We start from the raw sequence: 18,897 nt of genomic DNA, 5'->3' as shown, positions 1-18,897 counted from the left end.
TCCCTGCACCGGCGGAGCGAGCCGGGCAGCACGCCGTTTATGGCCCAAAACGTGACGCCTGTCAGCAACTTTTGCTCAAACTGTGACTGGGCTCACGATTCCGGGCGCAACTGCAGGCGGTGGCGCGCCTCGCCGGGCAGGAAGGGCGTGGGCTCGCCGCGCACCCAGGCCGCGTGGCCCGCGCCCCAGAACGGCGACAGCGGATGGCCGCTCTGGCCGCCGGGCATGTGGATGATGCCGTCGGCCTCGTGGCCCGGCGACACCACCATGCGCTGGCTGGCGCCGAAGGTGGGCGTCTGCACCCGCGGCATGTTGCCGTCGCCGGGCAAGGGGTCGGCCGGCATGCACAGCGGGCCGCGCAGCAGCGCCGGCAGCGCACCGGCCAGTGGATGGCAGATGGCCGCGGTGTTGCGCTCGCCCCAGGTGCGCTGCGCCAGCGGACCCTGGGCCAGCAGCTGGCCCTGGATGTCGCGCGCGGCGTCATCGAGCAGGGCGTCCCAGCTGTCGAAGCGCCGCGGCAGCAGGTGCGCGGGTTTCTGCTGCAGCATCGGCCAGGCCACGGCTTCCAGCTGGGGCAGGTCGGGCATCACGAACGCATCGCCCAGGGCCGCCTGCGCGGGCGCCATCAGGCCGTTCTGGATGCGCTCCACCACCGCCAGGCGCCAGGCGCGCACCAGCCGGTAGCTCACCGAATCCACGCTGGCCCGTCCGTCCCAGGTCGCGGCCGCGGTGGCCAGGGCCTTCAGTGCCTCGCTGTTGCCGCGCGCGGCCTCGGACTGCAGCGCCGCATGCCAGCGCTGCAGGTACAGCGCGCGGTCGTCCAGCTGGATCGCCAGCAGGTCGGCCTCGGTGAAGCGGTCCTTGGCCAGCAGGCCATCGCGGATCTGACGCGCGCGGGCGCCATTGGCATAGCCGCCGTCGCCGACCAGCCGCAGCGCTTCGCCGTCGAGCAGGCGATTGTTGGCGGTCCACAGCCGGCCATTCGCCGGATCCACCAGGCTCGGGTTTTCGGTCGGAGACAGCCAGCCGGCCCAGCGGCAGGCATCGGCCAGCGCCAGCGGCGCGGTGGCCGGGCAGGTGCCCGCGCGCTCGGGCAACTGCGCGGTCAGGCGCCAGCCGATGCGGCCGGTGCGGTCGCCGATCACCAGGTTCTGCGCGGGAATGCCGGCCAGGTCGGCCGCGGCCAGGCCGGCGTCAAGATTGCCCGCGTGTGCCAGGTCGGCCAGGCCGAAGTTGAGGGCGCCCGGCAGTTGCGCGGTCCAGCGCAGCGCCAGCGAGGTGGTGCCGTCGAGTTCGGCGGTGATCGGGCCCCAGCGGGTTTCGCGCACCGGCAGTTCCACCGCCGCGCCGCCCTTGATCTGGATCCATTCGCTGCTGACGCGCAGCACCTGCTGGTCGCCGCCGGGCACGTGGTAGCGCGTGCGCTGCTTGTTGGCCCATTCCACCCGGTAGAAATCCAGCCAGTCGCCATAGCTGTTGGTGAAGCCCCAGGCCACGTGGCCGTTGCTGCCCACGATCACCGCGGGAATGCCCGGCAGGGTGAAGCCGCTCACGTCCACGCGTCCGCCGGGCGCGCGCGCATCGGCGTACTTCAGCCGGGCGCGGAACCACAGGTTGGGCGCACGCAGGCCCAGGTGCATGTCGTCGGCGACGATGGCCCTGCCATCGGCCGTGAGTTGCCAGGCCACGGCGAAGTTGTTGCTGCCCGGTGCGGCGGGCTCGGACACGTCGTAGTCGGCCTTGTCCTCCGGCGCCGGCAGCGTGCGCAGGTCCAGCACGTCCGGACCCGGCAGCACGGCATTGCCGCGCGCCTGCCCGAACAGCGGCGCATCCCACTCGCTGCCGTCCACCGCGATCAGCGCGTACAGCGCCGGCGGCACGTTTTCGCGGATGCGCCACAGCGCCAGCTCGCGCGAGTTGGTCTCGTCCTGCAGGTCGAAGAACATCGCGTAGCCGGCCAGCGCGGTGTCGGGCACGGTCCAGGGCTCGGGCTGCGCCTGCAGCAGCAGGTAGGGCCAGGGCCGGCTGCGCAGCGAGGCCAGGCCGGCGTTGACGCCGTCGCGGTAGGCCTCCAGCACGGGCAGCCGCTCGCCGGCCACGGCATCCAGGTTCTCGGCCACCCGCGCCCGCAGCCTGTGCACGCGCACGGCCTTGTCGCGTTCGATCGCGCGCGGGCCAAACAGCGCCGACAGCTCGCCGGCGGCCGAGCGCCGCAGCAGGTCCATCTCGAAGTAACGTTCCTGGCCATGCAGGAAGCCCAGCGCACGCGCGGCATCGGCCTCGTTGGCGGCTTCGACGGTGGCCACGCCCAGTTCGTCGCGCTGCACCTGCACCGGGGCGCTCAGGCCGGGCAGGGCCAGTTCGCCGTCGAGCCGGGCCAGGCTGCCGCGCACGGCCCACCAGGCCAGCACCGCGGCCAGCAGCGCCAGCACCAGCAGCACGACGGACAGGCGGAAAGTGAAGCGGAGCAGCTTGCGCATGGGTTTGGCTTGCGGGTCGTCGGGGTCTGTGCCTAGGATGGCCCATGTCCTGCCGTGCCGCCATCGCCCCGACTGCCCTGCGCAAGCCCCTCGGCTTGCTGGCCGGCGGCACCGTCAATAACGCCAATACCAATAATCGTCCCCGCTTGCGGGTCGACGACTAGGCGCGCACCGCTTCCCCGCCCCAGTCACCGACGGCCCGCACTGCGAAGTGCGGGCCGTTTCCATTTGTGCTTCCGGAAACCGTCCAAGGAGATGTCCCATGTGTTCGATACTCGGAGTGTTCGACCTGCGCCAAGGCGCCGACCTCACGCCGCTGCGGCCGCTGGCGCTGTCGCTGTCGGCGCGGCAGCGGCATCGCGGCCCGGACTGGTCCGGCGTGTACACCCACGCGCAGTGCCTGCTGGTGCACGAGCGCCTGGCCATCGTCGACCCGGCCGGCGGCGCGCAGCCGCTGCTGTCGGCCGACGGGGCGCTGGCGCTGGCCGTGAACGGCGAGATCTACAACCACCGCGAGCTCGAGCGCGCGCTCACGGTGCCTTACGACTTCCAGTCCGGTTCGGACTGTGAAGTGATCAATGCGCTGTACCGCCAGGAAGGTGCCGACGGCATCGCGCGGCTCAACGGCATCTACGCCTTTGCGCTGTGGGACGCCGCGCAGGCACGCTTCCTGATTGCGCGCGATCCGATGGGCGTGTGCCCGCTGTACTGGGGCCACGATGCCGATGGCCGGCTGTGGGTGGCGTCGGAGATGAAGGCGCTCGCGCGGCACTGCGCCGACGTCGCGGCGTTCCCGCCCGGCCATGTCTACGACAGCCGGGTGGGCGCCGCCGTGCGTTTCCACGACCGGCCCTGGCGCGACCATGCCGTGACCCAGGGCGTGTCGGTCGAACCCGCGACACTGCGCGCCGGCTTCGAGGCCGCGGTGCATCGCCAGCTGATGACCGACGTGCCTTACGGCGTGCTGCTGTCGGGCGGGCTGGATTCGTCGCTGGTGGCGGCCTGCGCGGCGCGTTTCGCCCGGCAGCGGGTCGAGGATGACGACCGCGGGGAGGCCTGGTGGCCGCGCCTGCACTCGTTCGCGATCGGGCTGGCGGGTTCGCCGGACCTGGCTGCGGCGGAGGTGGCGGCCAAGGCGCTGGGCACGGTGCACCACGGCTACACCTATCGTTTCGAGGAAGGCCTGGACGCGCTGCCCGACGTGATCCGCCACATCGAAAGCTACGACGTCACCACCGTGCGCGCGTCCACGCCGATGTACCTGCTGGCGCGGCGCATCAAGGCCATGGGCGTGAAGATGGTGCTCAGCGGCGAGGGCAGCGACGAGATCTTCGGTGGCTACCTGTACTTCCACAAGGCGCCCGATGCCCGCGCCTTCCACGACGAGACCGTGCGCAAGCTCGATGCCCTGCACCTGTACGACTGCCTGCGGGCGAACAAGGCGATGATGGCCTGGGGCGTGGAAGCGCGCGTGCCCTTCCTGGACCTGGAGTTCCTGGACCTGGCGATGTCCATGGACGCGCGCCACAAGATGGCCGGCCCGGGCCGGATGGAAAAGGCGGTGCTGCGCGAGGCCTTCGAAGGCGTGCTGCCGCACGAAATCCTGTGGCGGCAGAAGGAGCAGTTCAGCGACGGCGTCGGCTATGGCTGGATCGATGGCCTCAAGGCGCACGCGGAAACCTACGTCAGCGATGCGATGCTGGCGCAGGCGCCGCTGCGTTTCCCGGTCAATCCGCCGCAGACCAAGGAAGCCTACTGGTACCGCGACCTGTTCGAGCGCGAGTTCCCGGGCGAGGCCTGCGCACGCACGATTCCCGGCGGCAAGTCGATCGCCTGTTCCTCGCCGGCGGCCATTGCCTGGGACCCGGCTTTCGCCGCCGCGGCCGATCCGTCCGGGCGCGCGGTGGCGGGGGTGCACCTCGCGGCGACCTGAGCTTGTTACGCGGGCTTGTGGCTTGCCGCCGGGCTCGGATAAAGTCGCCGCGCGGCGCCGCGTACTGTGGTTTGCCCGCAGGAAAACAGGGGATCGGCCAGGGGATGGTCAGGAACAGAGCAGTCACGGGTTTGCTCGCCGTTTCAATGGCGATGCTGGGCGCTTGCGCCACCACTTACACCGACGGAACCAACCCGATCACGGGCATGGCCGGCGGCTATTACGACCTGCCGGGACCGGGCAAGCTGGTGACCGTCGGCTTCGGCGCCAACGGTTACACCGACGCCGAGACCGTGCGCCGCTACGTGCTGCGCCGCGCCTGCGAAGTCGTGCAGGAAAAGGGCAAGACCCACTTCTGGGCCTACGTGAGCCTGGGCGATGCGGCGCGCAACAACACCGTGGGCGAAGACCTGGGCATCCACCAGCTGGGCGGCAAGCCCTTCTCGATGATCTACATCCTGCCGCTGGACCAGGCCCGGCCTGGCGCGCTGGACGCCGCCGACGTGCTGTCGCGCGTCATCGTCGAAACGAAGAAGGACTGAGCGCATGGCCCGCAAACTGCTGCTCGCGCTGCCTGCCGCCGCGGCCCTGCTGGGCGGCTGCGTGATCCTGCCCACCTACGCGCCGGCCGCCGGCGAACCGGTGGCCATCATCCAGGCCGACCGCCTGCCGTCGCCGTCGTTCTGCGCCGACGGCGTGGGCTACGACGCCAAGGTGGCCAAGGACGGCACCATCCAGGTGCCGGCCAACAAGCGGATTTCGCTGTACTCCTACGTGGTGCGGGCCGACTACAATGTCACCTACACCTGCGTACCCGGCGCCAGCTACACGTTCGAGCCAGGCCGGCGCTACGTCGGCGCCGTGCAGGATGTGACGGGCGGCTGCGCCATCGACCTGGTGCAGCTGAGCGACACCACCGACACCGGGCTGGCGCCCGAACCCAGCCAGTCCGGGCCCCACTGCAACCCGTGGGCCAAGCCTCCGAAGCCGAAGAAGTAGCGTCGCTGATGTCCCCGCCCCGGTCGGGGAAGCGCGGCTCAGGCCGACATCGTGGCGGGCGGCGCCCGGTTCGGCAGGATCAGGGTGCGATGGCGGATCCAGATCGCCAGCAGCATGACGCCCAGGAACAGCCCGTAGGAAATCGTGCTGGCCAGCAGCTGGCGCCAGAGGTTGCCCACGCTGAGGTCGGCATTCCAGTAGCTCCACCAGGTGCCCAGCACCGCGGCCAGGGTTGCCAGCACCAGGCTGGCGATGTCGAACCAGCGGCGCGCCGGCGTGCGCGGCGCGCGCGGATACCACCAGAACAGGCCGCCCAGGATGGCGAACCAGGGCAGGAACAGCAGCATCGCCAGGTTGAGTTCGATGGTCGGATTCATGGGGGCGGGGTGTCCGGGGGCCTGGGATCGGTGCGGCGACAGGCCGCCATTGTAGCGGCGGCCGGCGAAACCGGCGTCAAGGCAGGGCGCGCTGCGCCCGCACGATGGCCTCGAAGCGCGCGATGTGCTCCGCCACCCGCGCGGCGTCGCAGTCACTGCACAGCCAGGGTTTGCCCTTGCCGGTGAGCTGCAGGATGTGGCGCTGGCCGCAGGTCTTGCAGGCAAACGCCGTGTGCGGGCCGGTCACCGGCGCGAAGCTGGTGCAGGCCAGGTCCGGCCGCTGGCCGGCCAGGCGCGCCACCGCTTCCATCGGGAACTGGTTGGACAGGTCGAGGTATCGCAGCGCCGGCAGCATCGCCAGTGCATCCAGCGAGCCATCCTCGACCTGCAGGGCGAACAGCTGCAGCTTCTCCAGGTTTACAAGCGCCGCCAGCGGCGCGAGGCTGGCCAGCTTCAGCGCCTTGCCGCCGTGCGTGTCGCCGGCCAGCTGCAGCGCGCGCAGTCCGGGCAGGCCCTGCACGAAGTCCAGGTCGGCCGCCGCGGCCACCTTGCGCAGTTCCAGGTCGACCAGCCGCGGCAGCGACGCCAGCGCCGTGATGTCGCGTGCGGACGGCGCACCGCCGAGATGGAAATGGGACAGCGCCTGCAGGCCCGCGACCGGCGCGAGCGAGGTGATGCTGCTCCACTTGATGTACAGGCCGGCCAGGCCAGGCATGCCGCAGGCGGCCTCGAACAGCTCCTGGGTCACCTTGGTGTGGAACCACAGCGTGCGCACGCCCGTCAGCGTCGGCAGCAGATGGCACCACCGCCTGACCAGATCGCGCTGCCTGGCGGCCGGCAGGTCAGTCTGCGTCACCGTCAGGGACAGCCGGTCGCCGCCGTCGTAGGCGTCGGGATCGCGCACCGAGGGCGGCGGGAAACGGCGCTGCGGCCGATGGAACCAGTAGGAGTCGCCGGGCTCGACCACCTCGGCGCGCTCGCGCATCGCATCGCGCAGCGGATGCAGGGCCGAACCAATTGAGGAGGGGGCATCCATGGTCGGTTCCGGACAAGGGCGGAGGAGCGGGCTCGCTCAGAACGAGGAGCCCGGCTGCTGCAGGAATTCGAGTTCCTCCGGAGTGGATACGCGGCCCAGCACGGCATTGCGGTGCGGGTAGCGGCCGAAGCGGTCGATGATGGCCTTGTGCCTGAGTTCGAACGCGTGATTCTTCTCGGGCGCATGCGCGCGGAACAGTGGCTCGCCCCAGGCATGGATCGCCGCCGATTCGCTGTGCATGGCGGGCATCAACAGGAAATTCCGCTCGTCGGCGTCCAGCGCCGCCAGCGCGCCACCGGCCACGGCCTCCTGCGCCAGCACCAGGGCCATGGGGTCCTGCGCGAAGGCCTGCCCGCTGTCGCGGTGCAGGTTGCGCGAGAACTGGTCCAGCACGATCACTTCCGCCAGCCGGCCCCGTGCATCGGCGCGCCACCAGGCCAGTTCACCGGCAGCCGCCTGCTTCCACAGCGCGATGAAGCGGTCCCGGATCTGCAGGTCCAGCATCGGATCGGTCTTCCACCAGGCTTCGGGCACCAGTTCGTGGAACCAGAAGTCCAGGACGGCCCGCGGGCCAGCGGGTGCGCTCACAAGCGATGCCCGGTGGCCAGCATCACCGCGCGGTCGCCGGGGCAGGGCGATGGCCGAGCAGCCTTGCCGGCAGCATCAGGACGGCCCGCAGCAGCGCGAACAGGCCGTCCAGGGCAATCCCGACGGCGCGCAGCGGCAGGCTGAGCAGCCACAGCACCGGCCACAGCACCAGCACGGCCACGGCCAGCGGCCACGCCAGGACCAGCAGCAGGCACCAGCACACCGCGGTCAGCAGGATCTTCATGGGGCACTCCGGTCGTTGGACACCCGCATCGTCGGACGCAGGCGCGACGGAATCAAGTGACGTCCGGCACGGTGTCAGTCCCCACGCGCGGGATCCAGCGGCAGGTCGAAATGCAGCACCTCCTCGCGCAGGCCGAGCTTGGTGTACAGCGCCACGGCCGGCGCGTCCTCCAGGTCGGCCTGCACGAACACCACGTAGGCCCCGCGTTCGCGCGCGATCGCCTGCAGCCGGCGGATCAGCGCGGTGGCAACGCCGCGGCGGCGCTGGTCCTCGGCCACGGCCAGGTCGTAGAGGTAGATTTCCGAGCGCGCCTGCTCGAACTTGCGCAGCTCGTAGGCGCCGATGCCCCCGATCACGCGGCCTTCGGCCTCGGCCACCACGGCGATGAAGCTGTCGCCGTCCAGCAGCCGGCGCAGGTAGGCGTCGTCGGGCCGGGCATCGCCGTAGACGTCGGGCTGGAAGAAGGCTTCGCCGAACAGCGTCAGCAGGCCGTGCATCGCCGGCAGGTCGTCGCCCGACAGCGCGCGTACCGTGAAGGCAGGCCGTTCAGCCATCGTGGCCCAGCTCGGCTTGCCGCTTTGCCCAATACCACTGCACCAGCAGCGTGTAAGGGGCCGCGGCGCAGAGCCAGCCGACCAGCACGCCGGCCACCACCACGCCATCCTGCAGCGAACCCGAAAGCACGCGCAGCAGCACGTAGGCCCCGAACACGGCCATCGGCACCGCATGGGCCAGCCGCGGCGAGGCCAGCTTGCCGAGCCGGATCAAGCGCAGGAACAGGGCGGCGCTGAGCGCGTACACCAGGATCGCGAAGACCGAGGTCACCATCGCCACCAGCGCGATCCACTGCCAGTCGGCGAGGGGATCGGAGGCGTGCGCGGCGGCGGGCGCCAGCAGCAGGGCGGGCAGCGAATACCGGGGCAGACGCAGGGGCGGGCGGCCGCAGGCGGCGGCGCGCGCGTAACGACCAGGAGGAGAGCTCATTGGTGCGGGGAAATCCGGCAGCGAACGATGCGCGCACGCTAAACCACCTGCCGCTCAGGCACCAGTCCGCCTGCGCGCAGCGACCGCGCGGCGCCGACGTCCGGCGCCACGCGGCCGCCAGCGCCACGAGGGTTCCTGCCAGGCATGACGCCATGCCAAAAACCGCCGGCGGCGCGCCCAGCCAAAGAAGCCAAGCCATGCCCAGTGCATAGATCAGCGCCGCGCCAACCAGCCAAGCCTTGAGACCTGTAGTGACCATGTTCCTGCTCCCTGCCCGGAACGGCCGGGCTTGTACTTGGGACGTTCTTGCGGGCGGTATGTGACCGGTTTGCGGAGTGCGAACGATCCGTACAACACGGCGGTGTACCCTTTGCCCGGTGCCCCTTCTGGATTCCCATCACATGCCGAAGTCCACGGCTGACCGGCCCTTGAGCCAGCCTTCGCCGTTCGCGGGCATCGACCTCAAGGCCTTCGCCGCCGATGTCGAAGCCCTGCACCGATCGCTCAAGTCCGACCTTGGACAGGCAGACCTGGTGCACCTGCGCAGGATGGCCCGCTGGTCGCGCATGCTGACGGTGCTGGGCTACGCGGTGGCCTGGATCGTGCCCAACCCCGTGGCCGCCCTGTTGATGGGGCTGGGCAACATGGGTCGCTGGACCTGCGTGACCCACCCGGTGATGCACCGGGGCTACGACGCGGTGCCGGGCGTGCCCGCGCACTACACCAGCAAGCGCTTCGCCATGGGCTGGCGCCGCTGGCTGGACTGGCTGGACTGGCTGCATCCGGACGCCTGGGCGCACGAGCACAACCAGCTGCACCACTTCCAGACGGGCCAGCAGGGCGACCCGGACCTGGTCGAACGCAACGCCTGGTTCATCCGGCACCGCCGGGTGCCGCGCCCGGTCAAGGCGCTGATCATCGTGCTGGTGATGATGACCTGGAAGCTGACGTATTACGCGCCCAACACCTTCTTCGCGCTCAAGCAGCACCGCAGGATCCGCGCGCAGACGGCGGCGCAGGCCAGGGCCCATCCCTTGCCCGCCATGGGCGAGGTCGCGTGCCTGGTGATCCCGGGCGAACGCGTGATGCTGCCGGTAACGGCCTGGGGTATCGAATTCTGGCTGCGCTGCGTGCTGCCCTATGGCCTGGTGCGGTTCGGCCTGATCCCGGCGCTGTTCCTGCCGCTGGGCACCTGGGCCTGGATGGCGGTGCTGGTCAATTCGCTGCTGGCCGAGGTGGTGGCCAACGTGGTCACCTTCGTCACCATCGCGCCCAACCACACGGGCGATGACCTGTATCGCTTCGACAGCGGCTGCAGGAGCCGCGGCGAGTTCTACCTGCAGCAGTGCGCCGGCTCGGTGAACTACCCGGGCGGCACCGACGTGCAGGATTACCTGCAGGGTTACCTCAACTACCAGATCGAACACCACGTCTGGCCCGACCTGCCGCTGCTCAAGTACCGCCAGGCCGCGCCCCGGCTCAAGGCCATCTGCCGCAAGCACGGCGTGCCCTATGTCGAGGAGAGCGTGTTCCGGCGCTTCGGCAGGCTGTGGTCGATCATGATGGGCGATACCAGCATGCGCCGCGCGGGTGCGCTGGCCGTGGAGCCTGCGGCGCGCGCCGATCTCGGGAAGCGGATTCCGGCGTGAGGCGAAGCCCGCTCGGCAACACCTGAGGGGATGGTCGGATTACCGGGGTGGCGTGAGCGGAACGCGCAGCGTCGCGCAGGCACCGCCCTCGGGTCGGTTTTCCAGGCTGGCTGAGCCGCCATGCAATGCGGCGACTTCTCGCACGAAGCTCAGGCCCAGGCCGCTGCTGCGGTGGCTGCCGTCGGGGCGGGGCAGGGAATAGAAGCGCTCGAAGACGCGATCGGCGGCGAAGTCGGGCACACCGGGTCCACGGTCGCGCACGCGCAGCAGCACGTGGTCGGCTTCGACCGTGGCCGACAGTTCCACCACGCTGCCCGGCGGGCCGAACGCCGAGGCGTTGTCGACCAGGTTGTCCAGCGCCTGCCGCAGCAGGAAGCCGTCGCCGGTCACCCCGATGCGTGGCGGCGCGTCGATGGCGAGGGTCTGCTGCCTCTCCGCCAACCGGGTTGCGCTGTCCTGCGCCACGGCGTCCAGCAGCGCGGCCACGTCGAGACGTTCGGGCGCGTCCAGCGCCTGGCGATGCTCCACCGCCGCCAGCGCCAGCAGCCGGTCGATCATCTGCGCCAGGCGATCGCTCTGGTGGCCGATCGCTTCGGCGAAGCGGGCCTGGTCGGCCGGTGGCAGCGGCGTCTCCAGCAGTTCGGCGCTGGCGCGAATCGCCGCCAGCGGGCTCTTCATCTCGTGCGTGAGATCCTGCACGTAGCGTTCGGCGTACTGTTTGCCTTCGAGCTTGTCGCGCATGGTTTCCAGCGCCTGGCCCAGCTCGGCGAACTCGCCGGCGGTGCGCGGCAGGGTGGTGCGCTCGCCGGCCGTCACGGCCTGCGCATAGCGGCGCAGCGCCGCCAGCTGACGCGACAGCCAGCTCGCGGCCAGCAGGCCGATCAGCAGGGCCGAGGCCAGCAGCACCAGCCCCCAGGTGGCGACGATGCGCTGGCTGCGCTCGATGAACGGCGCGATCACCGCATTGGGCTTGGCCACGGTGAGCACGCCGATGAGGCGGCCCGCCTCGTCGCGCACCGGCGCGGCCACGTGCATGACGGTCGACTCCGGATCCGCGGGATCGGTGGCGGTGGAGCGCGCGCCGTAGCGCCCACGCAGCGTGCGATGCACGTCGTTCCACTTGGAATAGTCCCGGCCCACGTCCTGGCCGTGGCTGTCGAACACGACGATGCCGGCCGCATCGGTGACGTAGATGCGATAGGGCGCGTCGCGTTTCTGGAATCCCCAGATCTCCGCGCCCGGATCGCGCCCCCGCATCCGGACGATCCGCCCGGCGAACGGGCCGTCCGCGATCCGGCCCGCCTGCAGGTCCGGCGCCGCCAGCTCGGCCAGCACATTGGCCATGTCCACCAGGGTGTCTTCCATGGTCTGGCGCACGCCCGGTTTCACCTGGGCCACGAACACCTGGGTGACCAGCAGCGCGCCCAGCGCCACCACCAGGAAATAGCCCAGCAGGATCCGCAGACCGATGCGCATCGCCTCAGTCCACCTGCAGGCTGTAGCCCAGGCCGCGCTGCGTTCGGATCGGGTCGGCGGCGGCGTCCACGTCGCGAAGCTTGGCGCGCAGTGTCTTGACGTGGGTGTCCACGGTGCGGTCGGTGCTGTCGCGCTCGCTGCCCCAGACCCGGTCCAGCAGCTGTGCGCGCGTGAGGATGGCGCCGGGGCGGCGCAGCAGCTCGGCCAGCAGGCCGTATTCGTAGCGGGTGAGGTCCAGCCGCTTGCCGCGGAAGTGGATGCGGTGGCCGACCGGGTCGAGCTCGAAGCCCGCGTCGCTCGCGCGCACGCCGCTGCGGCGCAGCACTGCGCGCACCCGCGCCACCAGTTCGCGCGGCGAGAAGGGCTTGGTCACGTAGTCGTCGGCGCCCAGCTCCAGGCCGCGCACGCGCTCGGCTTCGGCATCGCGTGCGGTGAGGAAGATCACCGGCAGGTCACCACGGCGGCGCAGCTCGCGGCACAGGGTGAAGCCATCGGTGTCGGGCAGTCCCACGTCCAGGATGGCCAGGTCGAAGGGGTCGCCGGACGCCAGCCGCAGCGCCTCGCGGCCCCCGAGCGCGTGTGCGGTGGTGAAGCCCTCCGAGCGCAGCGCGAATTCGATCGTCTGCGCGATCGCTCCTTCGTCTTCCACCAGCAGGATCCGCGCCATGCCACCTCCGTGCGCCGAGGATAGCGCAGCCGCCCGCGCCGGCGGCACGTGCGGCGGACTTCTTGCTGGCTTCACAGAGCGGCGCGAGGCTGGCCGCCATCCCCTTCAAGGCCCAGGAGAGACCCATGTCCGCAGCTGCCCCGAACACGCCCACCCGCCGCGGCAACCCGTGGCGCATTCCGGTCTGGACCACCGCGGCCGGCCTGCTGCTGCTGCCCGCGATCGCGATGCAGTTCACAGACGAGGTGGACTGGACCGCCGGGGACTTCGTCGTGATGGGCGTGATGCTGGGCACCTGCTGCCTGGTCTACGAGCTGGGGGCGCGGCTGTCGGGCCACTGGGCCTACCGCGCGGGCTTCGGTGTCGCGATCGCGGCGGGCTTCCTGATGACCTGGATCAACCTGGCGGTCGGCATCGTCGGCAACGAGAACAACCCGGTGAACCAGCTGTTCTTCGGCATCCTGATGGTCGGCGCCATCGCCGCCGCGATCGGACGCTTCCGCCCGCAGGGCATGGCGCGGGCGATGGTGGCCACGGCGCTGGCGCAGGCGGCGGTGATGGCCTGGATCGCGCTGGCGGGGCATGGCTACGTAGTCGTCCTGTCGGGCTTCTTCATCGCGGCGTGGCTGTCGGCGGCGCATCTTTTCCGCACCGCGGCCGAGACGACGCACGCGCCTTGAGGACCGGGATGGCAATGGCCAGCCTTGCCATCCGCACGCTGTAATCGGCGACGCCCGGACTGCACGGCGTGTCACTGCAGGCGGTAGGCGCCTGTCAGCGTCACGCCGTAGATCGCACCGTCCCGGCCGATGCGCCACGCCGGGCCCTGCACGCCATCGCGGCGCGGGTCCGGCACGATGCCCCAGCCGTCGTCGAACAGCAGGTTCTTGCCTGGCAGGGTGGTAGTCCACAGCGAGGTGCCGGTCTGTCCGTCGAAGCCCTGCAGGCGGTAGTCGAAGTTGCCCGCTTCGCGGCCGGCGATCGGCACGCGTTCGGACGCGTAGAACGCGCCGCCGGACGAGGCCAGCACCCGGGTGTCCTTCGCGGCGGGCCGGCGCCAGGCCAGCGAACCGTCGCCCAGTCGCAAGCCCCACAGTTCGCGTGCGCCGCCCCGGTCGACCTCGGCCACCAGGGTGTCACCGACGGCAACGTAGTTGGCGATGGCCGTGCCCGGCACCGGCTTCGAGGTCCAGGCGACCGCGCCGCTGCGGGGGTCGAAGGCGCGCAGCGCATCGCCGTCAGGCTTGCGGCCCTCGCTGACTCCGCCCAGCAGACCCTGGACGCGGACGATGACCTTGCCGCCGGCGACCATGGGCGTGCCGTCGTCCGAACGCCACGCGCCCTCGGCCCTGGGCTGCTGCGTATGCCGCCACAGCGTCCGCCCGGTCGCGGTGTCGATGGCGTGCAGTTGCCGCGTCGGCGGGTCGGGCTGGTCCTTGCTGCGCGCGGTGACGAACAGCACGCCGCCGGCCATCGCCGTGGGACTGAAGGTGGGCTGGTAGTGCGAGTCGTTCTTGTCCATCGCCAGGCGGAATCCACGGTTGCGCCAGCGCACCTGGCCCAGGTCCGCACTGAAACCGATCACGTTGCTGACACCTTCGCCGAAGGACTGGTTGACGCCGGTGAAGACGCCGCCCAGCCCGCGCAGGGTGACGTTCGCCGCCGGCTTGAGCGAACCGGCGAGGCGCCCGGCGCCCACGTCGATCACGTAGTAGTCGGTCGGGCCGCCGTCGTCGCGGGGATAGATCATCAGCACCTTGCCTGACGAGAGTTCGTGGAACGCCACATTGCCGGTCGAGCCGCGCCGGTTGCCGACGGCGCATATCTCGGCGATGCGCCAGACGGTCCTGCCGGTCCGCAGATCGAGCGCGGACAGGCCGGCATTGCCGTCGTTGTTGCAGCTGCCGGTCAGCATCAGGTCGCCGACCAGAAAGGGCGACCACGCGCCCCACCAGCCCGGCGTCGTCTGCCAGCTCCGGTTCGGCGCGGCCAGGATCGGCGGCGCGGGAAACTCGCGGTTGTTGCAGGAACTGCCGTAGACGCTGCCCATGGTCGCGCTGTCGGCGCAGCCCGCGCGCGGGGCCGCGCTGCGCAGGCGCTGCAGCGCGGCCTCGCGTGCGCCGGGCGAGTCGTCGGGGACGGCGGCCTGCGGAAGCGCCGTTGCGCTGTCGCGTCGTTGCGCGCCCGCGGGCTGTGCCATCACGGCGAGCACGCCCGCCAGGCAGAGGAAGGGAAGACATGGCTTGACCAGGGCGGCGCGGCAACGGGACATGGCGATTCTCCGGTGGGAAGGCGGCGACGGACCTGTCGCCATGCCGGGCTTATCGCGAAGCCGGGGACACAGCCTTCATCCCGGTGGATGGCGGGGCATGAAGGCTGTGTCCCCGACTTCGCGATAAGCCCTGTGAGTCCCCCACCCCGGCTCCCAGGAGAACCCCATGGTCCCGTCGCTGCACCGCCCCCGCATCGCGCCCCTCGCCCTGGCGCTGGCCGTCACCGCCGCACTCGCGCCGCCCGCCGGCCAGGCGGCGACGCCGACGCCGCCGACCCAGGTCTGGATCGACGTGGCCACCCACCACCACGTCAACGAACCCGACCTGGGCGGCATGGGCCGGTTCGCGCAGCGCATGATGGACCGCGACGCGTCGAAGCCGAAGTACCCGACCACCGAACATCCCGGCGGCACCGGCCGTTACCTCGACGTCGCCGTGCACAACCGGCTGCGCCCGGGCGCGCAGGTCGAAGACGCGATCCCGGCCGGCCTGGGCCTAGGCGGCACCCTGGTGCTGATGCCGCCGCCTCCGGTGGGCCCGTCCCAGCCCGGCCAGCAGGACGGCGATGCGCCCGATGTCGAATTCACCGTGCATGAATACTGGGGCTGCGGCGCGGCGGTGCGCAGTGGGCAGCCGAAGGTCACCACCTTCCGCCTGAAGGCCGGCGACGCCACGGTGAGCGGCGCGGGCGTGTCGGCCGGCCGGTTCGCGCCCGATGGCGACATCCAGCCGGGCCCGGCGCACGTGCTGTGGCCCAACGAATTGCAGAGCACGCGCGTTCCCGAAAGTGCCAGCGTGGTCGGTGCGCACCGGTTCACCGGCCAGGGCGTGCCGGCGTCGCTGAAGTTCGACCTCGATCGCAACGCCGACTTCATGCCCGAGATCGCGCTCACCGGCCAGGGCGACCTCGAAGCGCCGATCGAGCTGCGCTGGTCGCCGGTGGAGCGCGCGCAGGCGTATTTCCTGCAGGCCGCGCAGATGAAGACGCCGGCCAGGCAGGGCGTGAACAAGTTCGACGTGGTGGTCTGGAGCAGCGCCGAGGTGGGCGGGGCGGGCCAGACGCTGGTTGACTACCTGGGCCCGCCCCAGATCAGCAACTGGCTCAAGCAGCGCGTGCTGCTGCCGGCCAGCGCCAGCAGCTGCACCGTGCCGCAGGGCATCTTCGCCGACGACAGCGGCGTGGCGAGCGTCGCGGTGCTCAACATGGCGGCCTACGGACCGGAAACCCACATCGCGTATCCGCCGCGGCCGACCGATGCGCGGAAGCTGGCGGCGTGGAGGCCTGAGTGGAACGTGCGCGTGCGCACCAAGTCCACCGCCAGCCTGGTGTTGGGCCTGGAGCAAGCCGGCGACCCGGACGAGCGGAAGGAAGGCCGCGGCCGGCGTCTGCTGCGCGGCCTGTTCAATCGCGGTACCTGAGCCGGCGGCGTCGTTCCGTCGCAACCGATTCCGGTGCTCTGGCGCCGGACCCACACACGAGAAACGCCATGCACGCACGCCCTCTGTTCATCGCTTCCGCCATCGCCTTGCTGGTCGGCGCCTGTTCACCGGCGCCCGAGGGCGGGCAGCAGGCGTCCGCCGGTCGCGCCGCCGCGGCCACGGCCGATCCGGCGGCGACACCGCCGGCGGCTGCGCGCGCCGACCTGGAGCGGCTCAGGGTCGACGGCCCGCTGCCGTACGCGCGCGCCGCCTCAAGGCTGGAATTCTGGGCGCACTACAAGCTGATGAAGGCCACCGGCATGGAGGAAGCGCTGGGCGGCGAACAGAACGCCATTGCCGCGATGCAGGCGGTCAGCCTGGCCTTCGAGCGTTCCTCGCTGGCCGCGCAGAACGAACTGCCGCGCATGGTCCCGACCTTCGACGGCACCGGCATGGACGCCGGCCTGCTGGGGGCCGGTTACGGCCTGGTCGGTGGTTACCTCGCCGGCGGCATGCTCAACGGCGGGCTGAGCGAGTCGCAGATCGCGCAGGCCATCGAGAACGGCCCGATAAAGTTCGACGACCCGCAGGGCGCCATGGGCGTGGACATTACCCAGAGCGGGCTCGACACCACGCTGGAACACACCGTCAACGAAAACGGCGTCACCGGCAAGGTCAAGACGAAAGTGCATATCGACGCCTGCCCCGATCCCCAGGGCAAGCTGGTGATAACCATCGAAACCGAATCGCAGATGAGTGCCGGTGCGCACAGCGGAGCGGTGAAGATCAAGTACCGGCGCGAGCGCTGGCTGGACGACGACGCCCAACTGATCGAGGGAACCGATGGCGCCGCGGACGAATTCCACATCGAGATGAGCGGCACCGGCGCCTCGGGCAATCCGCTGTCGTTCACCGAAACCTCCGCCATCGACCGCACCGGCGCCGTGAGCGGCGGTGTCGAAAGCCAGCGGGGCTTCACCATCTTCAATCCCGGCGACACCGAGCACACTCAGAAGCTGCGCGACGGCACGCTGAGCACGATGCGGTTCATGGCCGACGCGATGTTGAGCGGCGCGATGGGGAAGCAGGCGCCGTGGGAGTCGGGCCGCTGCGTCGAGCTGACGGTGCGCAGCGACCCGGCCAAGCGCAAGGGTGCGAGGCCGAACACCGCCTACACCCTGTTCGCCGAACCCCGGGCGAAGCAGGACGGCGCGCCGGCCGGCGGCACCGTGCGCGCCACGCTGACCGGCGCGCATTCGCTGAACCCGCGGGACAAGGTCCGGGCCGACGCGCAGTTCGACTACCAGAATCCGCAGAAGAAGGACCAGAGCGCCAGCATCGCGTTTGAAGCGCGCAGCCGGCGCGGCGTCGGTCGGGCCACGCTGGACTTCGACACGAAGAAGCATGGCTACCGCATCGTCGCCTCCGGCGACGGCGCCTGTTCGGAACCGATCACGGTCTGCGACGTCAGCAAGCCGTTCACAAACAAGGTGTGCGGCGGCAAGGTGACCTGGACGCACAACCCCACCAGCGACCGCGGCGGCGAGTTCACCTTCCACTTCGACGGTGGCAAGGGTTTCGCCGATGCCAAGGGCAGCTATGTGCTGCACGGCCCGGAGGAGGAGATGACCGCGATCTACACCATGGGAAAGATCTGCGGCCAGGGGGCGGGCATGACCGCCTGCACCGGGCCGCGCACGTTCGGAGCCTTCATCTGGACCCAGGTCGACGACTGCAAGGAGTGAGCCCGTGGTCCCTGTGCCCCGGCCCAACGTGAAGTCGCCTGCCGTCCTGCAGCGCTGATCCTGCCGGATTCAGCCAGCCCCCTCCCTCAATGGACAAAGCCATGAAACACACCGCCGCTCTTTCGATCCTGCTCATGCTGTGCACCGGCGTTACCCAGGCGGCGACCGCGCTGCGGTTCACGGCACCGCCCGGCGATGCCTCGCTGAAGGAGTTCGCCGACAAGCTGGGCAACAACGCGTCCGAACGCGAGCAGATGCTGCAGGCCATCACCACGGCGAAGACCGAAATCTTCGAGCAGCGCTACGCATCCAAGGGCTGGAAGAACAACGTCGCCGGGGCCTACACCTTCTTCATCAGCGGCGTGAGCTATGTCTGGACGGGCAAGGTGCCCGATGGCGCCGCGGAGGACCGGCTGTTCGCGCAAATGGGCCAGACCCTGGCGCCGGACCTGGCCGGCGTTTCCGACCGGGAGAAGTCCACGCTGTACAACACGCTGATTGCCAGCATCAGCCTGCCACTGCTGCTGTACATCGACGGTGAGCAGACCGGCAACCAGGCGCAGATCGAACAGGCGCGCGCCCTGGCCGCCCAGTACAGTCGAGAGATCCTGAAGATGGAGCCGGAGCAGGTGGGCCGCCTGCTGCCAGCGGCGCCGGCGGCCGACCCGGCGGCGACCGCGGCGGCCGTCGCACCGGCCACCGTGTCCGGTGCGCCCGTGGCCAGCGGCGCAGGGCAGTTGGACGGTCACTGGCAATGCGTAGTGTCGTCGGTGCGTTACATGCCCGGTGCCGGAGGCTCGTCCATGATGATGGTCGATTCGATCCCCAGCATAAGCTTCGACATCGCCGGGAATCGCTACCGCACCAGCGCGGGCGGCGGCACGCTGTCGGTGGTGGGCCACGAGCTGCGGTTCTCCGGCAACGACATGGGGAACATGGTCGCCAAGCTCGAGGGCAGCACCCTGGTCTTCGACAGCGTCACCCGCTGCGACCGGCGCTGAACCGCGCCAGCCATCGGAGCCCACCA

General features: G+C 70.5%; 18 protein-coding genes. 8 read left to right on the top strand and 10 right to left on the bottom strand.

Going from position 1 to position 18,897, the window contains the following annotated elements; genetic code table 11:
* Positions 1–92 precede the first annotated feature (92 nt).
* Positions 93–2,480: a penicillin acylase family protein gene (locus ACOQFR_RS14560; RefSeq protein ID WP_421383139.1), complete on the bottom strand. Its 2,388-nt coding sequence runs from the start codon at positions 2,478–2,480 to the stop codon at positions 93–95.
* A gap of 262 nt (positions 2,481–2,742) precedes the next feature.
* Between ACOQFR_RS14560 and asnB the strand changes: the two genes are divergently transcribed.
* The 3 genes from asnB to ACOQFR_RS14545 all read left to right on the top strand — a co-directional run bounded on the left by asnB (position 2,743) and on the right by ACOQFR_RS14545 (position 5,412).
* On the top strand, positions 2,743–4,413 hold the full coding sequence (gene asnB / locus ACOQFR_RS14555; protein ID WP_421383137.1) for an asparagine synthase B: 1,671 nt from the start codon (positions 2,743–2,745) through the stop codon (positions 4,411–4,413).
* A gap of 131 nt (positions 4,414–4,544) precedes the next feature.
* Positions 4,545–4,955: a hypothetical protein gene (locus ACOQFR_RS14550; RefSeq protein ID WP_421383135.1), complete on the top strand. Its 411-nt coding sequence runs from the start codon at positions 4,545–4,547 to the stop codon at positions 4,953–4,955.
* A 4-nt stretch (positions 4,956–4,959) separates the two neighbouring features.
* Positions 4,960–5,412, top strand: a complete 453-nt coding sequence (locus ACOQFR_RS14545; protein WP_421383133.1) for a hypothetical protein — start codon at positions 4,960–4,962, stop codon at positions 5,410–5,412.
* Between the two features lie 38 nt (positions 5,413–5,450).
* Here ACOQFR_RS14545 and ACOQFR_RS14540 read toward each other — a convergent pair whose 3' ends face one another.
* From ACOQFR_RS14540 to ACOQFR_RS14515, 6 genes are all read right to left on the bottom strand, one after another.
* Entirely contained in the window at positions 5,451–5,789 is a 339-nt protein-coding gene (locus ACOQFR_RS14540; protein WP_421383131.1) for a hypothetical protein, read from the bottom strand.
* A 76-nt stretch (positions 5,790–5,865) separates the two neighbouring features.
* Positions 5,866–6,825: a hypothetical protein gene (locus ACOQFR_RS14535; RefSeq protein ID WP_421383129.1), complete on the bottom strand. Its 960-nt coding sequence runs from the start codon at positions 6,823–6,825 to the stop codon at positions 5,866–5,868.
* A gap of 36 nt (positions 6,826–6,861) precedes the next feature.
* Entirely contained in the window at positions 6,862–7,413 is a 552-nt protein-coding gene (locus tag ACOQFR_RS14530) for a DUF924 family protein (RefSeq protein WP_421383127.1), read from the bottom strand.
* 22 nt (positions 7,414–7,435) lie between these two features.
* Entirely contained in the window at positions 7,436–7,657 is a 222-nt protein-coding gene (locus tag ACOQFR_RS14525) for a hypothetical protein (protein ID WP_421383125.1), read from the bottom strand.
* 74 nt (positions 7,658–7,731) lie between these two features.
* Positions 7,732–8,211 carry an AAC(3)-I family aminoglycoside N-acetyltransferase gene (locus ACOQFR_RS14520; protein ID WP_421383123.1) on the bottom strand — a complete coding sequence of 160 codons (480 nt, stop codon included), beginning with the start codon at positions 8,209–8,211 and terminating at the stop codon, positions 7,732–7,734.
* Complete coding sequence (locus ACOQFR_RS14515; RefSeq protein ID WP_421383121.1) at positions 8,204–8,641, bottom strand: hypothetical protein; 438 nt, start codon at positions 8,639–8,641, stop codon at positions 8,204–8,206. Before ACOQFR_RS14515 ends, ACOQFR_RS14520 begins: the two co-directional genes overlap by 8 nt.
* A gap of 401 nt (positions 8,642–9,042) precedes the next feature.
* Here ACOQFR_RS14515 and ACOQFR_RS14510 point away from each other — a divergent pair, with 401 nt between their 5' ends.
* The gene (locus ACOQFR_RS14510; RefSeq protein ID WP_421383119.1) at positions 9,043–10,290 is read left to right on the top strand and encodes a fatty acid desaturase family protein; all 1,248 of its coding nucleotides are present in this window, start codon (positions 9,043–9,045) and stop codon (positions 10,288–10,290) included.
* 39 nt (positions 10,291–10,329) lie between these two features.
* On the opposite strand, the gene creC is transcribed toward ACOQFR_RS14510, so the two are convergent.
* Positions 10,330–11,766 carry a two-component system sensor histidine kinase CreC gene (creC, locus tag ACOQFR_RS14505; RefSeq protein ID WP_421383117.1) on the bottom strand — a complete coding sequence of 479 codons (1,437 nt, stop codon included), beginning with the start codon at positions 11,764–11,766 and terminating at the stop codon, positions 10,330–10,332.
* A gap of 4 nt (positions 11,767–11,770) precedes the next feature.
* Entirely contained in the window at positions 11,771–12,433 is a 663-nt protein-coding gene (gene creB, locus ACOQFR_RS14500) for a two-component system response regulator CreB (RefSeq protein WP_421383115.1), read from the bottom strand.
* Positions 12,434–12,558: 125 nt separating this feature from the next.
* On the opposite strand from creB, the gene ACOQFR_RS14495 reads away from it, so the two are divergent.
* Entirely contained in the window at positions 12,559–13,113 is a 555-nt protein-coding gene (locus ACOQFR_RS14495) for a hypothetical protein (protein WP_421383113.1), read from the top strand.
* A 71-nt stretch (positions 13,114–13,184) separates the two neighbouring features.
* On the opposite strand, the gene ACOQFR_RS14490 is transcribed toward ACOQFR_RS14495, so the two are convergent.
* Positions 13,185–14,705, bottom strand: coding sequence for a PQQ-binding-like beta-propeller repeat protein (locus ACOQFR_RS14490; protein WP_421383111.1), 1,521 nt, complete (start codon positions 14,703–14,705; stop codon positions 13,185–13,187).
* Between the two features lie 166 nt (positions 14,706–14,871).
* Here ACOQFR_RS14490 and ACOQFR_RS14485 point away from each other — a divergent pair, with 166 nt between their 5' ends.
* From ACOQFR_RS14485 to ACOQFR_RS14475, 3 genes are all read left to right on the top strand, one after another.
* The gene (locus ACOQFR_RS14485) at positions 14,872–16,125 is read left to right on the top strand and encodes a hypothetical protein (protein ID WP_421383109.1); all 1,254 of its coding nucleotides are present in this window, start codon (positions 14,872–14,874) and stop codon (positions 16,123–16,125) included.
* Positions 16,126–16,193: 68 nt separating this feature from the next.
* A complete protein-coding gene (locus tag ACOQFR_RS14480) occupies positions 16,194–17,870 on the top strand; it encodes a hypothetical protein (protein WP_421383107.1) in 1,677 nt (558 codons plus the stop codon).
* 101 nt (positions 17,871–17,971) lie between these two features.
* A complete protein-coding gene (locus ACOQFR_RS14475) occupies positions 17,972–18,871 on the top strand; it encodes a DUF6683 family protein (protein WP_421383105.1) in 900 nt (299 codons plus the stop codon).
* The last annotated feature ends 26 nt before the right edge of the window (positions 18,872–18,897 follow it).

It is taken from the genome of Arenimonas sp. MALMAid1274, assembly GCF_049195245.1.
Classification (GTDB): Bacteria; Pseudomonadota; Gammaproteobacteria; order Xanthomonadales; family Xanthomonadaceae; genus Arenimonas.
Note: the sequence above shows the minus strand (reverse complement) of the source record. Positions and strands in the feature narration are given on the sequence as shown.